Below are 15,873 nucleotides of genomic sequence, written 5' to 3'. Positions count from 1 at the left end.
GCAGCTTGATTCTACAGATTGCAGCCGTAGTGCTCAGCTATCTTTTGGGCTCGGTCAGCTTTAGTGTTTTGATCGGACGTTTTATGAAGGGTGTAGATGTAAGGCAGCACGGCAGCGGCAATGCGGGGGCGACCAACACGCTGCGCGTTTTGGGCAAAGGTCCGGCTATTATGGTGCTGCTGCTTGATGTGTGCAAGGGCATTGCAGCCGTATGGCTCGGCTACTGGCTGGGAGGCGGTTCGCAATGGACTGCTGCCCTGGCCGGCATCGCCGCCATCGCCGGTCATAACTGGCCGCTCTATTTTCATTTCCGCGGTGGAAAGGGCATCGCCACGGCCATCGGTGTGCTTGCCACACTCTGCTTCTTCCCGGCGCTTATTGCCGGAATTATCGCTATTTTATCTATTGTAATTACACGTTACGTGTCGCTTGGCTCGTTAATTTTTGTCATTCTGACACCATGGATGATTCTTGTCCTGGGTTATTCGTGGCCGCTATTCTGGAGCAGCCTGATCATTTGCGTATTCGCTGTATGGAGGCATAGATCGAATATTCGCAAGCTGATTCAGGGCAAAGAGAACAGACTGGGCTCCAAGGGAGGAGATCGACTTGGCTGAGAAGGTTGCTGTACTGGTCGCCGGCAGCTGGGGAACGGCCCTTGCTTCGGTGCTGGCGAACAACGGGCATGAGGTGGCGATCTGGACCCGTAATGCGGGACAGGCCGAAGAGATCAATACACGGCACACGAACAGCCGGTATTTGCCCGGCGCAGAGCTGTCTCCCCGCATTGCAGCGGTCACGGAAATGAGCAAGGCGGCCGAGAATGCGAAAGCGGTCATTATTGTTGCTCCTTCTGCGGCCATGCGGCAGGTATGCGCGGATTTCAAGCCGTTCTACAGGGATGGTATGATCGTTGTGCATGCTACCAAGGGGTTTGAGACCGAGAGTCTGAAGCGGATGTCGACCGTGATCGCGGAGGAGCTCGGCTGCCCGGAAGGTCAAATTGTAGTGCTGTCCGGCCCCAGCCATGCGGAAGAGGTTGTCCGCAAATGCCCGACGACCGTTGTCGTTGCGTCTCAGGATGATCACGGCGCGGAGGCTGCCCGGGACCTGTTTATGAATTCCTACTTCAGGGTTTATACGAACCGTGACCAGGTTGGCGTGGAGCTGGCGGGGGCGCTCAAGAACATCATTGCCCTAGGAGCAGGCATGTCCGACGGTCTTGGTTTTGGCGATAACGCCAAAGCGGCCCTGCTGACACGCGGACTGGCCGAGATTACAAGAGCAGGCGTAGACATGGGGGCCAACCCGCTGACGTTTGCCGGGCTTGCGGGCATCGGAGACCTGGTCGTAACGGCCACAAGCAAGCACAGCAGAAATTGGCGCGCAGGCTCGCTGCTCGGCCAGGGGCAGCCATTGGATCAGGTGCTGGATGCGATGGGCATGGTGGTTGAGGGAATTCGGACAACGAAAGCCGCCTATGCCATGTCCCGCAAGCTGAACGTGCAAATGCCCATTGCGGAGCAGCTGTACAAGGTGTTGTTTGAACAGAAGGACGTACGCAGTGCGGTGGAGGCGCTCATGGGGCGTGATCCAAAAACGGAGATGGAAGTTATGCCTTTAAAAACATGGGAGCAATGGCATTCCTAGAATACTCACCTTTTACTTCCGGCATTCATACACTGAATGGAGCATTGCCGGAGGAGGGGAGACAGTGAGCAAGAATTTTCCTAAGGACGCACTGAACGCGATCAACAAAAAAAGCGGTAAATCGATATCCGAGAATGCCGTCAAAAAACTGGCCAGTACCGTGAAACCGGAGACATTGCAAAGTGAAGCAAAGCTTCGCCAGTTGATCAAACAAGTGTCCGCCATGGCCAATATCCCTGTGTCGGAAGATACAGTCAGGGACATTGTGTCTGCGGTCAAGAAAAGCGGCATGAATCCTTCCAGTCTGGAGGGGTTGATGAAGATGATGATTAAGAAATAAACGGCCGTTTTGTCTTTTCGTTCAGCCCGCAAACCGGACAGGTTTGTGGGCTTTTTTCCCAAGGCGATCGGCAAAGCGGGGAAAGGAGCAACGGCTTTGAACATCATAAAGGGGTCGGAACTGCTCCGTAATATACCGGTGCTTGCTGCAGCACTGCTTGATGTATCCAAGGCCTGGACAGGGCTTGGGCCGGTATGGCTGCTGGGAGGAAGCTGCTCCCTGCTGTTGCAGCAGGTGAAATTGGAACGGCAGCCGAATGATATTGATGTGTATGCCGACATTACTGCTGCCAAACAGCTGCACATGGCTGCTCCAGGTGCCCCGGAGGACGGGCAGGAGCTGAATTGCAGCGGCCCTTATACATCACTCCTTAGCCATTACCGGGTAGGCGTGCTGCGCCTTGAGCTGGTTGGGGGCTTTGAAATCATGGCTGGAGGCTCTATGTACAGGCTGGAGGTTGAGCATGTTCTGCAGGAGCATGCCCCGATTATGGAGCTGGAGGATAAGCAATTGCAGCTTACTCCGCTAAGCCATGAGCTCATGTTCAATCTGCTGCGGGACAGGCCTGACCGTTATGAAGCCATCGCACAGGTGATGAATGGTTGTCCGGACCTTCATGCACCACTGGTGAGCAGACTGCTGCAGACCAACGTCTGGTCAGACAGTCATTTAAGCCGGATGGCTGCTCTGCTGCCATGGACCGCTGATATCATTGCCGGGCAGCAAATCGAGGCCAAGGGAGGAAGACGGTATGAATCATGAAGTTGTGTTTCTTCCGGCCGGAAAGAAAACAGCTGTCCGCACCGGTACGACCGTGCTTGAAGCTGCTCGTAAAGCCGGTATTTACATACCGACCCGCTGTGCCGGCAAGGCATCATGCCTGATGTGCAAGATTACGGTGGATCCCGCAGATGCCGGAATGACTCTGCCGACGGTCGCGGAGGATCGCAAGCTTGGGCCCCTGCTGGCAAAGGGAACACGTCTGTCCTGCCAGGCCAGGGTCACAGGGAATACGAAAGTCACTGTGCCTGAAGACCCATTGAAGGCGGCTGTACGGCGGCAATTGGAACGGCAGGCCGAGGAGGATCTCTGGTAAACAACTGAAATTATAAACCATTGCAAAACCGCCAAGGGCGGTTTTTTGCATTTCCGGTAGGCATGGGCAGCCGGAAAGCAGCATATACATTGTGGTAACGGCCCGGGCATTCGAACAGGGATTCTTCCATTCCAGATGCAATAGAATAGATGCAGTCATATTCGTGAGGGCATATACATAATATGATACCAGTCCAAATTCATGTACGCGTGCAGACCGCTCACGCCGATTCGATCAGCACATGAACCGTGCCGGAATGCTCGGCGGCGGACGACTTCCGTGCTTGCTCTGCCGCAGCAGGGGATCAAATCTTCTGATTGAACACGAAGCGGATGCTCTTGCAGCATTGTTCCTTCGGAGACTTTTGAGGAGGGGATTTCATTGGAGAAAGTAGACATTTTTAAAGACATTGCCGAGCGCACCGGGGGAGATATTTATCTGGGAGTCGTCGGTGCAGTCCGCACGGGAAAATCCACATTCATCAAGCGTTTTATGGAAACCATTGTGCTTCCCAACATTACCAGCGAAGCTGAACGGCTGCGGGCCACCGATGAACTGCCGCAAAGTGCGGCCGGCAAAACGATCATGACGACAGAGCCGAAATTTGTACCAAACAATGCGGTGCAAATCAAGGTGGCCGAGGGGCTTGACGTGAATGTCAGACTGGTGGACTGTGTCGGATATGCCGTGGACGGCGCCAAAGGATATGAGGACGAAAACGGTCCCCGCATGATTTCGACGCCATGGTTCGAAGAGCCGATCCCTTTCCAGGAAGCGGCTGAAATCGGCACGCGCAAAGTAATTCAGGAGCACTCCACGCTGGGCGTGGTGGTGACGACTGACGGTACGATTGCGGAAATCCCGCGCAGTTCGTATGTAGAGGCTGAAGAGCGGGTCATTGAGGAGCTTAAGGAGGTCGGGAAGCCGTTTGTCATCGTGATTAACTCCACCCGGCCGCGCAGCGAGGAAGCGCTTGAGCTGCGCAATGAGCTTGCCGCCAAATATGATATTCCGGTGATGACACTCAGCGCCTCGACGATGACGGAAGAGGATGTTACCGGCGTGCTGAGAGAGGTGCTGTACGAATTTCCTGTTCACGAAGTCAATGTCAATCTGCCCAGCTGGGTTATGGTGCTGAATGAGCGGCACTGGCTGCGTACGAACTATGAAAATTCGGTCAGAGATACGGTCAAAGATATCCGCAGGCTGCGGGATGTGGACAGGGTGGTCGGCCAGTTCATGGAGTATGACTTTATTGAACGCGCCGGGCTCAGCGGTATGAATATGGGCCAGGGAGTGGCCGAAATAGACCTGTATGCGCCTGACGAGCTGTATGACCAAATCCTCGTGGAAGTGGTCGGGGTGGAAATCCGCGGCAAAGACCATCTGCTGCAGATGATGCAGGAGTTCGCCCATGCAAAGCGGGAATACGACCGGTTTGCGGAAGCGCTGGAAATGGTCAAGACGACTGGTTATGGTATAGCCGCTCCTTCGCTGGCTGAAATGGCGCTGGATGAACCGCAGCTGATCCGCCAGGGCTCCCGTTTCGGTGTCCGCCTGAAAGCGACGGCTCCATCAATCCACATGATCCGGGTGGATGTCGAATCCGAGTTCGCTCCGATCATCGGCACGGAGAAGCAAAGCGAAGAGTTGGTCCGTTATCTGATGCAGGATTTCGAGAACGATCCGATCAAGATTTGGGAATCCGACATCTTCGGCAGATCGCTTCATTCGATCGTAAGGGAAGGCATTCAGGGCAAAATTGCCATGATGCCGGACAATGCCCGCTACAAGCTGCAGGAAACCCTGGGTCGTATCATTAATGAAGGCTCCGGCGGCCTGATCGCCATCATCTTGTAATATATGCCCGTATATGAAAAACCGTGAAGAGTTGAACTCTTTGCGGTTTTTTTGTTTGCAGCTATTCGGTATACAAGCGTGACAAGAAAAATCATAAAACCTATTTACATAGTCGGTTTAACGCGCTATATTAATAATCAAATTTAAAAGGTTGTACATACTTGAGGGGGAACAGAGAGAATGAAATTGAAAGCATCCAAAACGATGTGGATGGTATCCGTACTGGCAGTCATGGCCCTATTTCTGAGCGCATGCGGTGTCCAGCTTCCGGAGCAGGAGGCGAAGGGCGGCCAGCAGAGTACCGCTGCAGCCGGTGGTGACCTGCGCGGCAAGCGGATTGCCCTGATCATGGAATTCAATACAGGAACTTTCTCGCAGCAATACGTACAGGGCGTGGAAGAGGAAGTGAAGAAGTTTGGCGGTACGCTTACAAAATTCGTAGCCGATAACGATAAAGCGAAGATGGCCTCCCTGGTTGAAAGCGCGGTTAACCAGCATTTTGACGCCATTTTGACAGACCATGGCGACTCGCTGCTCGAGCCGGGCTTGAAGAAAGCAGTGGAGCGCGGCATTCCGGTCGTCGTGTTTGACGCGGCAGTTAATGTGCCGGGGGCGACGGTCCTTTCCCAGGATGATCAAAAAATGGCGGAGCTTACGCTGGAACAGATGAAGAAAGATCTGAACGGCAAAGGAAAGATCGTAAAAATATGGGTCGCAGGATTTGCACCGATGGAAAGACGCCAGCAGTCTTATGCCAAGTTTATGGAGGAAAATCCCGGGATCGAGGAGATCGCCTCCTTTGGCAGCGCGCAAAATCCGGCCCTGGATACACAGGCCAAAATGGAAGCTGTCCTGAAGCAGTATCCGAAGGGTGAAATTACGGCGGTGTGGGCAGCCTGGGATGAATTTGCCAAAGGGGCTGCGCGGGCGATCCAGCAGGCCGGCAGAGATGAAATCAAGGTATATGGTATCGATATGAGCGACGAGGATTTGCAGATGATTCAGGATCCGGCCAGCCCATGGGTAGCTTCAGCAGCGGTCGATCCGACGGATATCGGACGTGTTCAGGTGCGTTATGCCTACCAGAAGCTGCATGGCGATGAACCGGAGGCTAACGTGGTGCTGGAGCCGGTTTATGTACACCGCGATTCCCTGCCTGACCAGCAAATTTCCACGGCTGAGCTTTCCCAGTATGTTAAGGGCTGGGGACAAAGCGAGCAGGGGAAGAAAGACTGGATGGCAGAATACGAAACGTCAAAGTAACTGGTCTGACAGTTCAAGAATGAACAGGAGGCGCGCTAAAGGCGCGCCTTTCCGTTGTGTGAGGAGGAAAATCCATGAATTCAGGTGCCTACAGGCTGGAAATGAGCGGCATCTGTAAATCCTTTGCGGGGGTGGCCGCGCTCCGTGATGTCGATCTTACCGTATCAGGCGGGGAAATTCATGCTTTGCTAGGAGCGAACGGGGCCGGCAAAAGCACCTTGATGAAAATTTTAGCAGGCGCATATAGCCCGGACAGCGGAAGCATCCATGCGAACGGCAGCGAGCTGCGAATCGGCTCCCCGGCGGAAGCCAAAAAAGCAGGTATCCATTGCGTGTACCAGGAGGTTGACTCTGCGCTTGTCCCCCAATTGACTGTTGCCGAAAATATTATGCTGGACACCCTTTCCACCCCAGGCGGAGGACTGTGGGCGGGAGGACCGCGCATGCGCCTTCAGGCAAGGGAAGCGTTGAACCGGCTGAAAGCGGACATCGATGTCCGTGCAAAAGTTGCGGATCTGACGCTTGCCGAAAAGCAGATGGTGCTGATCGCCCGCATTCTGATCCAAAAGGCAAATGTCATCATTTTTGACGAGCCGACGGCTCCGCTCAGCCAGGAAGAAACGAATCGTTTGTTTGAAACGGTCCATCAATTAAAGCGGGACGGTGTCGCCTGCATTTTGATCACACACCGGCTGCCCGAAGTAACGGAGCATTGCGACCGGGTAACGGTAATGCGGGACGGCACCCGCGTATTTACCGGTGAAGCGGCATCCATTGATGCGGCCGGTATCGTGACGCATATGCTTGGCAAAACGTTTGCCGAGGAATTCCCGAAGGTGGAGGCCGAGCAGGGTGAAATCGTAATTGAGACCCGTGCTCTCCGGCGCGGAACGAGAGTGCGTGGTGTGGATCTGTACGCCCGGAGCGGTGAAGTGTTAGCCATCGTGGGGCTGGTAGGCGCGGGCAAGACGGAGCTGTCCCGGCTGCTGACTGGAGCGGACAGGCCGGAAGGAGGGACTGTGCTTCTGCACGGCAAGGCCGTTCAAATGAAGCAGCCGGCGGACGGAGTGGCCCAGGGCATTGTCTCCGTTCCCGAAGAGAGGCGCAAGCAGGGAATTCTGATCGAGGAGTCCGTGGAACGCAACCTGAGCCTGCCGCTACTGGACAAGCTGAGCACGCTCGGTTTCGTCAACGGCAGAAGGGAGCGGGAACATGCCGAGCAGCTCGTATCTGCGCTGCGCATCAAGGCCGCCTCCGTCCGGCAGGAGGCCAAATACCTGAGCGGAGGCAACCAGCAAAAGATCGCCATCGGGAAATGGCTGAACTCCGGAGCGGAAGTATTCGTATTTGACGAGCCTACCAAGGGTGTCGATATCGGAGCCAAAAGTGATATTTTCCGTCTGATCGGCGAGCTTGCGGCAAAGGGGAAAGCCGTCATCTACCTGACGTGCGAGTTAGCGGAAGGGCTGGGAATCGGGGACCGCATCGCGGTCATGTATGACGGTGTTATCGTTAAAGAGTTTGCGCGCGGGGAAGCCGATCAGGAGAGGCTGCTGTTGTACGCAAGCGGTGGAGAGGATGTAAGACATGAAGGATAAATTGTTGAATTTGCTGTTCCGGTATGGGGCTGTAGTCGTCATTATAGGAGTAATCGCATACTTTTCGCTGACATTGCCATACTTTTTTACTTATGATAACCTGACCGATATTCTGGGTTCGATTGCGATCGTTACCTTTGTGGCCATCGGGGTGACCCTGTCGCTCATCGTGGATGGCTTTGATCTCTCCGTAGGCTCGACGGTCTCCCTTACAACCGTTGCTTCCGCCTCTCTCATGATCTGGTATGAGCAGCCGGTGTATATCGTGATTTTGGCATCGCTGGCCATCGGTGCTGTCATCGGGCTTGTGAATGCGTTTATGATCGTCAAGCTCAGGATTCCCGATCTGCTGGCTACTTTGGCTGTGATGTACATCGTCAGCGGGGTGCATAAGACCTATGCGCAGGGTTATACAATCTATAATCATATGCAGTTTCCGGACGGGACCAAAGCACCGGGTGAAATGCCAACCTCATTCCTACTGCTTGGCCAGGGCCGGTGGTTCGGGCTGCCGTTCTCTGTTGTGCTGCTGATCGCTGCGGTTATTCTTGTGCATGTCTTTTTGACGTATACCAGATACGGCCGGCAAATGTATGTCACCGGTGGTAACGAAGAGGCAGCCAGACTGTCCGGGATCAGGGTGAAGAAGGTACGGACGCTTGCCTATGTCGCTTCAGGGCTGTTTGCCGCCATTGCCGGCATTTTGTATGCTTCGCGCGTCGGCTCAGGACAGATTGATGCGGGCGCTCCGTTGCTGATGGAAGCGGTAGCCGCCGTATTTGTAGGATTTTCCGTGCTTGGGGCTGGCAAGCCGAACGTAATCGGCACCTTCGTGGGCTCCATTCTGATCGGTGTGCTCGTGAACGGCCTGACGATGATGAACGTGCAGTATTTCGCTCACGACATAATCAAGGGAATTGTGCTTGTTTTGGCGCTTTCCGTCACATTTTACGTGCTGAATCGCCGCCGGGCTTGAAATTGTTGCTGGCATGTATTACTATAAACCTTGTTCCGCGTCGGAAATGCCATGCATAGCGGGCAGGAACGGCGATGCTGATGAAAAATAAGCGGTTATACGTATATTTGATGGCAAAACGGAAAGAGATAATATTACTCTAAAAACATACTAGGTTCAGGAGGTGAATAGGCAATGAACAAAACAGACTTGATCAATCAGGTGTCCGAGAAAGCGGAGCTGTCCAAGAAGGATGCTACCAAAGCGGTTGACGCGATTTTCGACGCGATTTCCGAAGCTCTCCAATCCGGAGACAAGGTACAACTCGTCGGCTTCGGCAACTTTGAAGTCCGTGAACGTTCCGCACGTAAAGGACGCAACCCGCAAACTGGTGAAGAAATCGAAATCCCTGCGAGCAAAATCCCGGCTTTCAGACCAGGTAAAGCGCTCAAAGACGGAATTAAATAAGATTTCTTACATATTTCCATTGTTGCACGACAAGGCCGTGAATCCCATTCACGGCCTTTCGTTTTCAGATGTGAAAGTGAATTTTGAGCACCAGGTTGACAAAACAGGAGCGCTTCTGCATCATGAAGGTATTGAAATCGGGAGGGACTCGTTATGGAAGAAGGAACCGGCAGTGCCGATTATGTCGTGATTAAAGCCAAGAGCAGCGGATGCCAGGTGTTCGGTCTGACTCGTGGCCATGATACAAAGCTGCACCACTCTGAAAAGCTCGACAAAGGCGAGATTCTGATCGTGCAGTTCACGGAGCATACCTCCGGCATCAAGGTACGTGGCAAGGCTCTTGTCATGACAAAGCACGGCGTTATAGATACGGAAGAGTGAAAAAGCAGGCATAGCCTGCTTTTTTTCGTTGTACAATGTGGTATGAGGCCTTGTCTTGGACAAAATAAGCCGGCAAGGAGCGGAGGGGGCAACAAGTCATGAAACGGTTGACGGTTTTCGCCGGGGCGCTGCTGCTGACGGTTGGCGCGGCCGCGCTTCTTCCCGCCCTGCAGCAGCTCGACCATTTTGCAGGCAGAGCGGAATACACGAGGGCTGTGCTGCTGCCACAGCCGCGGATGGAGCTGAACGAATATAATCTGGTTGACCAGCTGAATGGGCTTTCGTTGAGTATGCCCATCGCCAAGGTGAGCTGGAAGGAGACGGTGTTGACTCTCGACTTGAAAATGCCGGAAACTGCGGCGGCCCCTTCAATGGTGTACGAAAATATAGCGGAAGCCGCAAGCTACTGTTTTTACGGGACGAGCAATGTGCAGCAGCTGCTGCTCAGAATCGTGGCGGAGGATCCCTGGACCGGAAAAAGGTATTTGCTTATTGCGGCGGACATCAGGCGTGATGAATGGCCGGCTGAGGCGCTGCGCGCGCTTCGAGGCTGGTCAGAGCCCGAATTGCCGGAAGAGCTGAAAAGCCAGTTCCGTATTTCGGATACGAAGTTGTGGCGTACTCGCTACCATGTCGAGCCGCCGGCCTGAAAAGGCAGACACAGGAAATCTTTAATGCTCCTTAAGTCGCTTGTCCACGTGATTTATGTTATAATAGGCGGTATTGCAATAAGTTAATTGGACAGTTTAGTAAAGGCTCGGAGGCTAAGGATGAAATCGTATCGCGTACCCCAATTGGCAAAAAAATATGTGGAATACGACATGATACTGCAGCACACGGACATGCCGTCATTTCCTGACAGCCGCGCCCGTCTGCTGTTTGCGTTCCTCAACCGGAGCGGCGAGCAGAAGAATGGCCGGGATGAATTGTACCCGCTTGCTACATCATTGGTACAAATGGGGCTTGATACCCATGATATGATCGATACCGCAAAGGAAATGCCCAGCCCGTCCAAAATGAGATCCAGGCAGCTCAAGGTGCTTGCCGGAGATTATTTTAGCGGGCGTTTTTACCAGCTGCTCGCCCAGGCCGGAAGTATCGATGCTGTCTCGATTCTGAGCAAAGCGGTCTGTGATGTGAATGAGAGCAAGATGAGCATGTACCGCAGCATGTGCAAGCTTCTCATGCCGCCTCAGGAATATTTGAACGGGATGGCGGTCGTGAAGAAGAGGCTTTTCCTTTCCTTCACTCCATGGATTGGCGAGTCTGACCGGAAGCTGTGGGAAAGCCTGCTCCAGGAATTCAGCCTGTGCGACACGCTGGCAGAGGAATTAACGAGGCTGGAAGCGGCCGAGCGTTCCAGATTCAGTTTTGCCTTCTGGAGGCTGCTGGAGAAAGGAACGGCGGAGGAGAAGGATCTGCTGCTGAATGAAACGCTTGACGGCAAGTCATGGCGCCAGCTGCTGCTGAAATACAAGGTAGGCGACTTGCTGCTGGACAAGCTGGATGCTGTGCTCGGACGGATTCGGGGAATTCTGTCGGAAGCGGACGACAGGGACCGGGAAGAGTTCGGACGGATGACAGAGCCCTTCCTGCGTCTCATCCATACGCCCGGGACTGCCGTAAGGGAAGGTTAGGTGAAATGAATGAAATCAGGTGAAGCCCGGCCGAAGGAACAGTTTGTGCATGAGGTATTTGAGAGTATCGCAGGCAAATACGACGTGATGAATGACATCCTGAGCCTGCGCAGGCACAAGGCGTGGCGCAGTTTTACGATGAAGAAGATGAATGTGCAAAAGGGAGATACCGCCATCGACCTTTGCTGCGGCACATGCGACTGGACGCTGGCGATGGCCCGTGCAAGTGAAACAGGGCACATCCACGGCCTTGATTTTAGCCAAAACATGCTTGAAGTCGGCAAGAAAAAAATCGGGCAGGAAGGAAGACAAAGCCAGATTACGCTCGTGCAGGGCAATGCCATGGAGCTGCCGTTTGCGGACAATACGTTTGATTATGCAACCATCGGCTTCGGCTTGCGCAATGTGCCGGATTTGCGGCGAGTCCTGCAGGAGATGCAGCGGGTCGTCAAGCCGGGCGGGCGGGTCGTCTGCCTGGAGCTGTCCAAGCCGACCTGGCAGCCGTTTAAAGGCATTTACTATTTTTATTTTGAACAGATTTTGCCGAGGCTTGGCAAATTGTTCGCCAAACGATATGAGCAGTACAAATGGCTCCCGGACTCGTTGGCGCTTTTTCCGGGAAGGGAGGAGCTGGCCGGCATTTTCCGGGAGACGGGACTGCAGAATGTAACGGCCTATTCCCTTACCGGGGGCATTGCAGCACTGCATATTGGAGTCAAGGAGAGTCAGCATGATTAGGAAAATCGTTGTTTTTTCGGAAATGATCAAGATCGAGCATACTTTATTTGCTCTTCCATTTGCTTTTATGGGGGCTATTCTCGGGTCCTTCATGGTCAATGGGGCGCTGCCTACCTGGGCGGAAATCGGCTGGATTCTGCTGGCCATGTTCGGGGCGCGCAGCGCCGCTTTCGGCTTTAACCGCATGATTGACCGGGTGATTGATGGCAAAAATCCCCGGACGGCATCCAGAGCGATTCCGGCGGGGCTGCTTAAGTCGTCGGAGGTTATCATTTTTATAATTGTCTGTCTCGCCCTTCTTTTCTGGGCGTCCTACCATTTGAACCCGCTCGCGCTTAAGCTGTTTCCAGTCGCACTTTTTATGCTTGTTTTTTACTCTTACACGAAGCGTTTCACGTGGCTTTGCCACATTGTGCTGGGCCTGACCCTCGGTCTTGCCCCGTTAGGGGGCTGGATCGCAGTAACGGGAAGATTTGATACGGCGGCTTTGGTGCTGTACATTACGATTGTATTCTGGACAGCCGGTTTTGATATTATTTACGCTTGTCAGGACGTTGATTTTGATCAAAAAGAAGGCGTATATTCCATTCCGGCCCGCTTTGGCGTGGCCAGAGCGCTGAAAATTGCCCGCGCGTTTCATGTGATTACGGCGATCGGGTTTATCCTGCTGTTCTTCGCGGCTGATCTGAGCTGGTGGTATTTGGCCGGAATGATAATTTCATATATCATACTGTTCTATGAGCACTATATTGTAACACCGAACGACCTCAGCCGTTTGCAGACCGCCTTTTTCAATATGAACAGCATTTTAAGCATCGTCGTTTTCGTGTTCACTCTTATTGATTTGGTGGTGCGCCATTACGTATGACTTATTATGCCGGGAAACGTATTGTCGTCGGAATTACAGGGGCCAGCGGCTCCATATACGGTGTAAGGCTTACAGAGGTTCTGCTGTCGATGGGCTTCGAGGTTCATCTCGTGGTGTCGAACGCAGGATGGCGGGTGCTGAAAGAAGAATTGGACTGGAATGTTACTGACCGGGAAGGCATACTGAACGACAAGTTCGGAGACCGTCCCGGTTCTCTTGTCTACCATCCGGTTACGGACATCGGGGCTACGATTGCCAGCGGCTCTTATTTGGCGGAGGGTATGATTATCATGCCCTGTTCTATGGGAACACTGTCTGCTGTAGCCCACGGTTCCTCGGACAATTTGATGGCCCGGGCGGCGGATGTCATGCTGAAGGAAGGGCGGCCGCTCGTGCTGGTCCCCCGGGAAACGCCGCTGCATGCGATCCATCTGGAAAATATGCTCAAGCTGGCGCAACTGGGCGTCAAAATCATACCGGCCATGCCGGCTTTCTATTTCAAGCCGCGCAGTCTGGAAGACATCGTGTTGTTTCTCGTGGGCAAAGTGCTTGACAGCCTTCGAATTGAACATCATCTGTTTACGAGATGGGGGGATACAAATGGAGACGGAGATCAGCCGCACCACACGGGTGGGTAAAATTAAATATACAAACGCCTGGCCCGTTTTTCATTATTTTCATCCGGAGCAGTTACAGCATTCTGTAGAAATGGTCACAGAAGTTCCGGCCTTGCTGAACCGGCGTATGCTGGACGGAGGTCTGGAGGTCAGCGCAATGTCTTCCTTCGCTTATGCGCAGGGCTCGGATCACTTTATGCTGCTGCCGGATCTGTCCGTCAGCGCGGACGGTCCCGTGAAATCGATTTTACTGTTTTCGCGCGAGCCGCTTGAAAAAGCGGTCAACGGCACCATCGCCCTGACCAATACATCCGCAACGTCGGTCAATTTGCTCAAAATTCTCGTTGAGAAATTTTTGAAGGGAAAACCGGAATACTTCACGTGCGAGCCGGATTTGACGGAAATGATGCAGCGTGCCGACGCCGGCTTGCTGATCGGAGACCATGCGATCAAGGCTTCCTGGGAGAACGAGGGGTATTATGTAACAGATCTCGGCCAGCTGTGGAAACAGTGGACCGGTTTCAGCATGACTTTTGCCGTCTGGGCTGTGCGCCGCGAGGCGGCCGCTTCCGATCCGGAGGCGATCAGCGAAATTGTACAAGCCTTCCGATCAAGCAAGGAGCGCAGCCGCAGCAACTTGACGCCGCTCATCAACCAGGCTGTGCGGGAAATCGGAGGCAGTGAGCATTATTGGCACGGATATTTTTCAAATTTATGTTATGATTTCGGAATGAGGCAGCAGCAGGGTCTTGAGTTGTACTTTAAATATGCTCATGAATTGGGCCTGCTGCAGCACGAGATTAAACTGCAAATCTGGAGTGACAATACGCTGACACGGGTGAAGGAATGAATCGATTGGAACTATTCGGGTTGCTGAAGAAGGATATGAACTTCATAGAGGATGAGCTGTACCGCAGCATCGACAGCCGGGAAGAATTGATTAACGATACTTCGCTGCACCTGCTCAAGGCAGGGGGCAAGCGGCTGCGGCCTGTATTTGTCCTGCTTGGCGGGAAGTTTGGGGAATATGATCTGCACAAGCTCAAGCGGGTCGCCGTCCCGCTTGAATTGATACACTCGGCCTCACTCGTTCATGATGATGTGATTGACGATGCCGAGACACGGCGCGGGCAGCCGACCGTAAAATCGAAATGGGACAACCGGATTGCAATGTATACCGGTGATTACATATATGCACGGGCGCTGAGTATTGTGGCAGAGCTCCCGAATCCAGCCATTCATCATGTGCTGTCCAAAGCGCTGGTACAGATGTCCATAGGCGAGATGGAGCAGATCCGCGACTTTTTTAATGTTGATCAGAGTGTGCGCAATTATCTTCTTCGTATCCGGCGCAAGACGGCATTGCTCATTGCGGTCAGCTGCGAGCTAGGGGCGATGGCGGCGGATGCCCCGGGGCACATAAGTTCCCTGCTCTATTCATTCGGCTACAATGTAGGAATGGCTTTTCAGATCCATGACGATATCCTGGATTTGCTGGGCACGGAAAAACAGATCGGAAAACCTCCAGGCAGCGATATGAGACAGGGAAATATTACGCTTCCCGTTATTTACGCCATGCAGCAGCCGGAATTGCGCGAAGCCCTGCTTGCGGAAATCAGTTTGATCCGGGAGTGTGAAGATAGGCATAGTCCGCGTGCAGCCATCGAGCTGATTAAAAAAAGTGATGGAATCGCTAAAGCGGAAAATCTTGCCGACCGATATATTAAGAAAGCTTTAGATTCACTTGATCTTCTGCCTGAGGTCAAAACCAAAAAAACGCTGCGCGACATTGCTCATTTCGTAACCCGCCGTTCCTACTGAGGATACCTATATGCTCCGGAAAAGGGCTCGGTGTGACAAAAATTCCTTAAACGTTTGCAAACTTTCTGTTAAAATATCGTTGATCTAGCCAAAACTGTATTTGCGATAGGGAGTGAGCCAATGGATCGTACGTTTTTGATGGTAAAACCTGACGGTGTTCAGCGCGGACTGATCGGCAGAATTATCAGCCGTCTGGAAGACAAAGGCTTCAAATTAACGGCCGCCAAGTTTGTGCAAGTCACCCGGGAGCAGGCCGAACGACACTATGAGGAGCATAAGGGAAAACCCTTTTTCGAAAATCTGGTCAATTTCATTACATCCGGACCGGTTCTCGCCATGGTTTGGGAGGGGGATGACATTATCACTCTTTCGCGCACTTTGATCGGCAAAACGTCGGTCAGTGAAGCGCTTCCCGGTACGATTCGGGGAGACTTTGCCGCGCACACCCCTTTTAACCTGATTCACGGTTCAGACTCGCCTCAAAGTGCCGAACGGGAGATTGCCAACTTTTTTGGTCCTGATGAAGAGGTTCAATACGATAAAAGCGTGGCGGCCTGGATCTAAGCAAAACTTATTGCACA

At 53.2% G+C, this 15,873-nt stretch carries 19 protein-coding genes; all 19 read left to right on the top strand.

What is annotated here, in order from left to right; genetic code table 11:
- Positions 1 to 5: 5 nt before the first annotated feature.
- The 19 genes from plsY to ndk all read left to right on the top strand — a co-directional run bounded on the left by plsY (position 6) and on the right by ndk (position 15,856).
- Positions 6 to 617: a glycerol-3-phosphate 1-O-acyltransferase PlsY gene (plsY, locus tag ACI1P2_RS13285; RefSeq protein ID WP_355320338.1), complete on the top strand. Its 612-nt coding sequence runs from the start codon at positions 6 to 8 to the stop codon at positions 615 to 617.
- Positions 610 to 1,650, top strand: a complete 1,041-nt coding sequence (locus tag ACI1P2_RS13280) for an NAD(P)H-dependent glycerol-3-phosphate dehydrogenase (protein WP_355320337.1) — start codon at positions 610 to 612, stop codon at positions 1,648 to 1,650. The genes plsY and ACI1P2_RS13280 overlap by 8 nt, the downstream gene beginning before the upstream one ends.
- Positions 1,651 to 1,714: 64 nt before the next feature.
- A complete protein-coding gene (locus tag ACI1P2_RS13275) occupies positions 1,715 to 1,990 on the top strand; it encodes a stage VI sporulation protein F (protein WP_355320336.1) in 276 nt (91 codons plus the stop codon).
- 9 nt (positions 1,991 to 1,999) lie between these two features.
- Positions 2,000 to 2,752: a hypothetical protein gene (locus ACI1P2_RS13270; protein ID WP_355320335.1), complete on the top strand. Its 753-nt coding sequence runs from the start codon at positions 2,000 to 2,002 to the stop codon at positions 2,750 to 2,752.
- Positions 2,742 to 3,086 carry a 2Fe-2S iron-sulfur cluster-binding protein gene (locus ACI1P2_RS13265; protein WP_355320334.1) on the top strand — a complete coding sequence of 115 codons (345 nt, stop codon included), beginning with the start codon at positions 2,742 to 2,744 and terminating at the stop codon, positions 3,084 to 3,086. The genes ACI1P2_RS13270 and ACI1P2_RS13265 overlap by 11 nt, the downstream gene beginning before the upstream one ends.
- Before the next feature lie 381 nt (positions 3,087 to 3,467).
- On the top strand, positions 3,468 to 4,946 hold the full coding sequence (spoIVA, locus tag ACI1P2_RS13260) for a stage IV sporulation protein A (RefSeq protein WP_355320333.1): 1,479 nt from the start codon (positions 3,468 to 3,470) through the stop codon (positions 4,944 to 4,946).
- A 180-nt stretch (positions 4,947 to 5,126) separates the two neighbouring features.
- Entirely contained in the window at positions 5,127 to 6,209 is a 1,083-nt protein-coding gene (locus ACI1P2_RS13255) for a sugar ABC transporter substrate-binding protein (protein WP_355320332.1), read from the top strand.
- Positions 6,210 to 6,283: 74 nt separating this feature from the next.
- The gene (locus tag ACI1P2_RS13250; RefSeq protein ID WP_355320331.1) at positions 6,284 to 7,807 is read left to right on the top strand and encodes a sugar ABC transporter ATP-binding protein; all 1,524 of its coding nucleotides are present in this window, start codon (positions 6,284 to 6,286) and stop codon (positions 7,805 to 7,807) included.
- Positions 7,797 to 8,783, top strand: coding sequence for an ABC transporter permease (locus tag ACI1P2_RS13245; protein WP_355320330.1), 987 nt, complete (start codon positions 7,797 to 7,799; stop codon positions 8,781 to 8,783). Before ACI1P2_RS13250 ends, ACI1P2_RS13245 begins: the two co-directional genes overlap by 11 nt.
- Before the next feature lie 174 nt (positions 8,784 to 8,957).
- A complete protein-coding gene (locus tag ACI1P2_RS13240; RefSeq protein ID WP_355320329.1) occupies positions 8,958 to 9,230 on the top strand; it encodes an HU family DNA-binding protein in 273 nt (90 codons plus the stop codon).
- Between the two features lie 153 nt (positions 9,231 to 9,383).
- Positions 9,384 to 9,611, top strand: a complete 228-nt coding sequence (mtrB, locus tag ACI1P2_RS13235; RefSeq protein WP_355320328.1) for a trp RNA-binding attenuation protein MtrB — start codon at positions 9,384 to 9,386, stop codon at positions 9,609 to 9,611.
- A gap of 98 nt (positions 9,612 to 9,709) precedes the next feature.
- Complete coding sequence (locus ACI1P2_RS13230; protein ID WP_355320327.1) at positions 9,710 to 10,261, top strand: hypothetical protein; 552 nt, start codon at positions 9,710 to 9,712, stop codon at positions 10,259 to 10,261.
- 120 nt (positions 10,262 to 10,381) lie between these two features.
- Positions 10,382 to 11,248: a heptaprenyl diphosphate synthase component 1 gene (locus tag ACI1P2_RS13225; RefSeq protein WP_355320326.1), complete on the top strand. Its 867-nt coding sequence runs from the start codon at positions 10,382 to 10,384 to the stop codon at positions 11,246 to 11,248.
- Between the two features lie 9 nt (positions 11,249 to 11,257).
- Positions 11,258 to 11,986: a demethylmenaquinone methyltransferase gene (locus tag ACI1P2_RS13220; RefSeq protein WP_355320325.1), complete on the top strand. Its 729-nt coding sequence runs from the start codon at positions 11,258 to 11,260 to the stop codon at positions 11,984 to 11,986.
- Complete coding sequence (locus ACI1P2_RS13215) at positions 11,979 to 12,854, top strand: UbiA-like polyprenyltransferase (RefSeq protein ID WP_355320324.1); 876 nt, start codon at positions 11,979 to 11,981, stop codon at positions 12,852 to 12,854. The genes ACI1P2_RS13220 and ACI1P2_RS13215 overlap by 8 nt, the downstream gene beginning before the upstream one ends.
- Positions 12,851 to 13,492 carry a UbiX family flavin prenyltransferase gene (locus ACI1P2_RS13210; RefSeq protein ID WP_355320323.1) on the top strand — a complete coding sequence of 214 codons (642 nt, stop codon included), beginning with the start codon at positions 12,851 to 12,853 and terminating at the stop codon, positions 13,490 to 13,492. The genes ACI1P2_RS13215 and ACI1P2_RS13210 overlap by 4 nt, the downstream gene beginning before the upstream one ends.
- Complete coding sequence (locus ACI1P2_RS13205; RefSeq protein ID WP_355320322.1) at positions 13,455 to 14,321, top strand: menaquinone biosynthesis protein; 867 nt, start codon at positions 13,455 to 13,457, stop codon at positions 14,319 to 14,321. Before ACI1P2_RS13210 ends, ACI1P2_RS13205 begins: the two co-directional genes overlap by 38 nt.
- Positions 14,318 to 15,292: a polyprenyl synthetase family protein gene (locus ACI1P2_RS13200; protein WP_355320321.1), complete on the top strand. Its 975-nt coding sequence runs from the start codon at positions 14,318 to 14,320 to the stop codon at positions 15,290 to 15,292. Before ACI1P2_RS13205 ends, ACI1P2_RS13200 begins: the two co-directional genes overlap by 4 nt.
- Positions 15,293 to 15,412: 120 nt before the next feature.
- Positions 15,413 to 15,856, top strand: coding sequence for a nucleoside-diphosphate kinase (gene ndk, locus ACI1P2_RS13195; RefSeq protein WP_355320320.1), 444 nt, complete (start codon positions 15,413 to 15,415; stop codon positions 15,854 to 15,856).
- Positions 15,857 to 15,873: the final 17 nt, after the last annotated feature.

The sequence above is a fragment of the Paenibacillus jiangxiensis genome, assembly GCF_046098255.1.
Taxonomy (GTDB): domain Bacteria; phylum Bacillota; class Bacilli; order Paenibacillales; family Paenibacillaceae; genus Paenibacillus; species Paenibacillus jiagnxiensis.
This window is presented reverse-complemented; position numbering and strand designations above follow the sequence as displayed.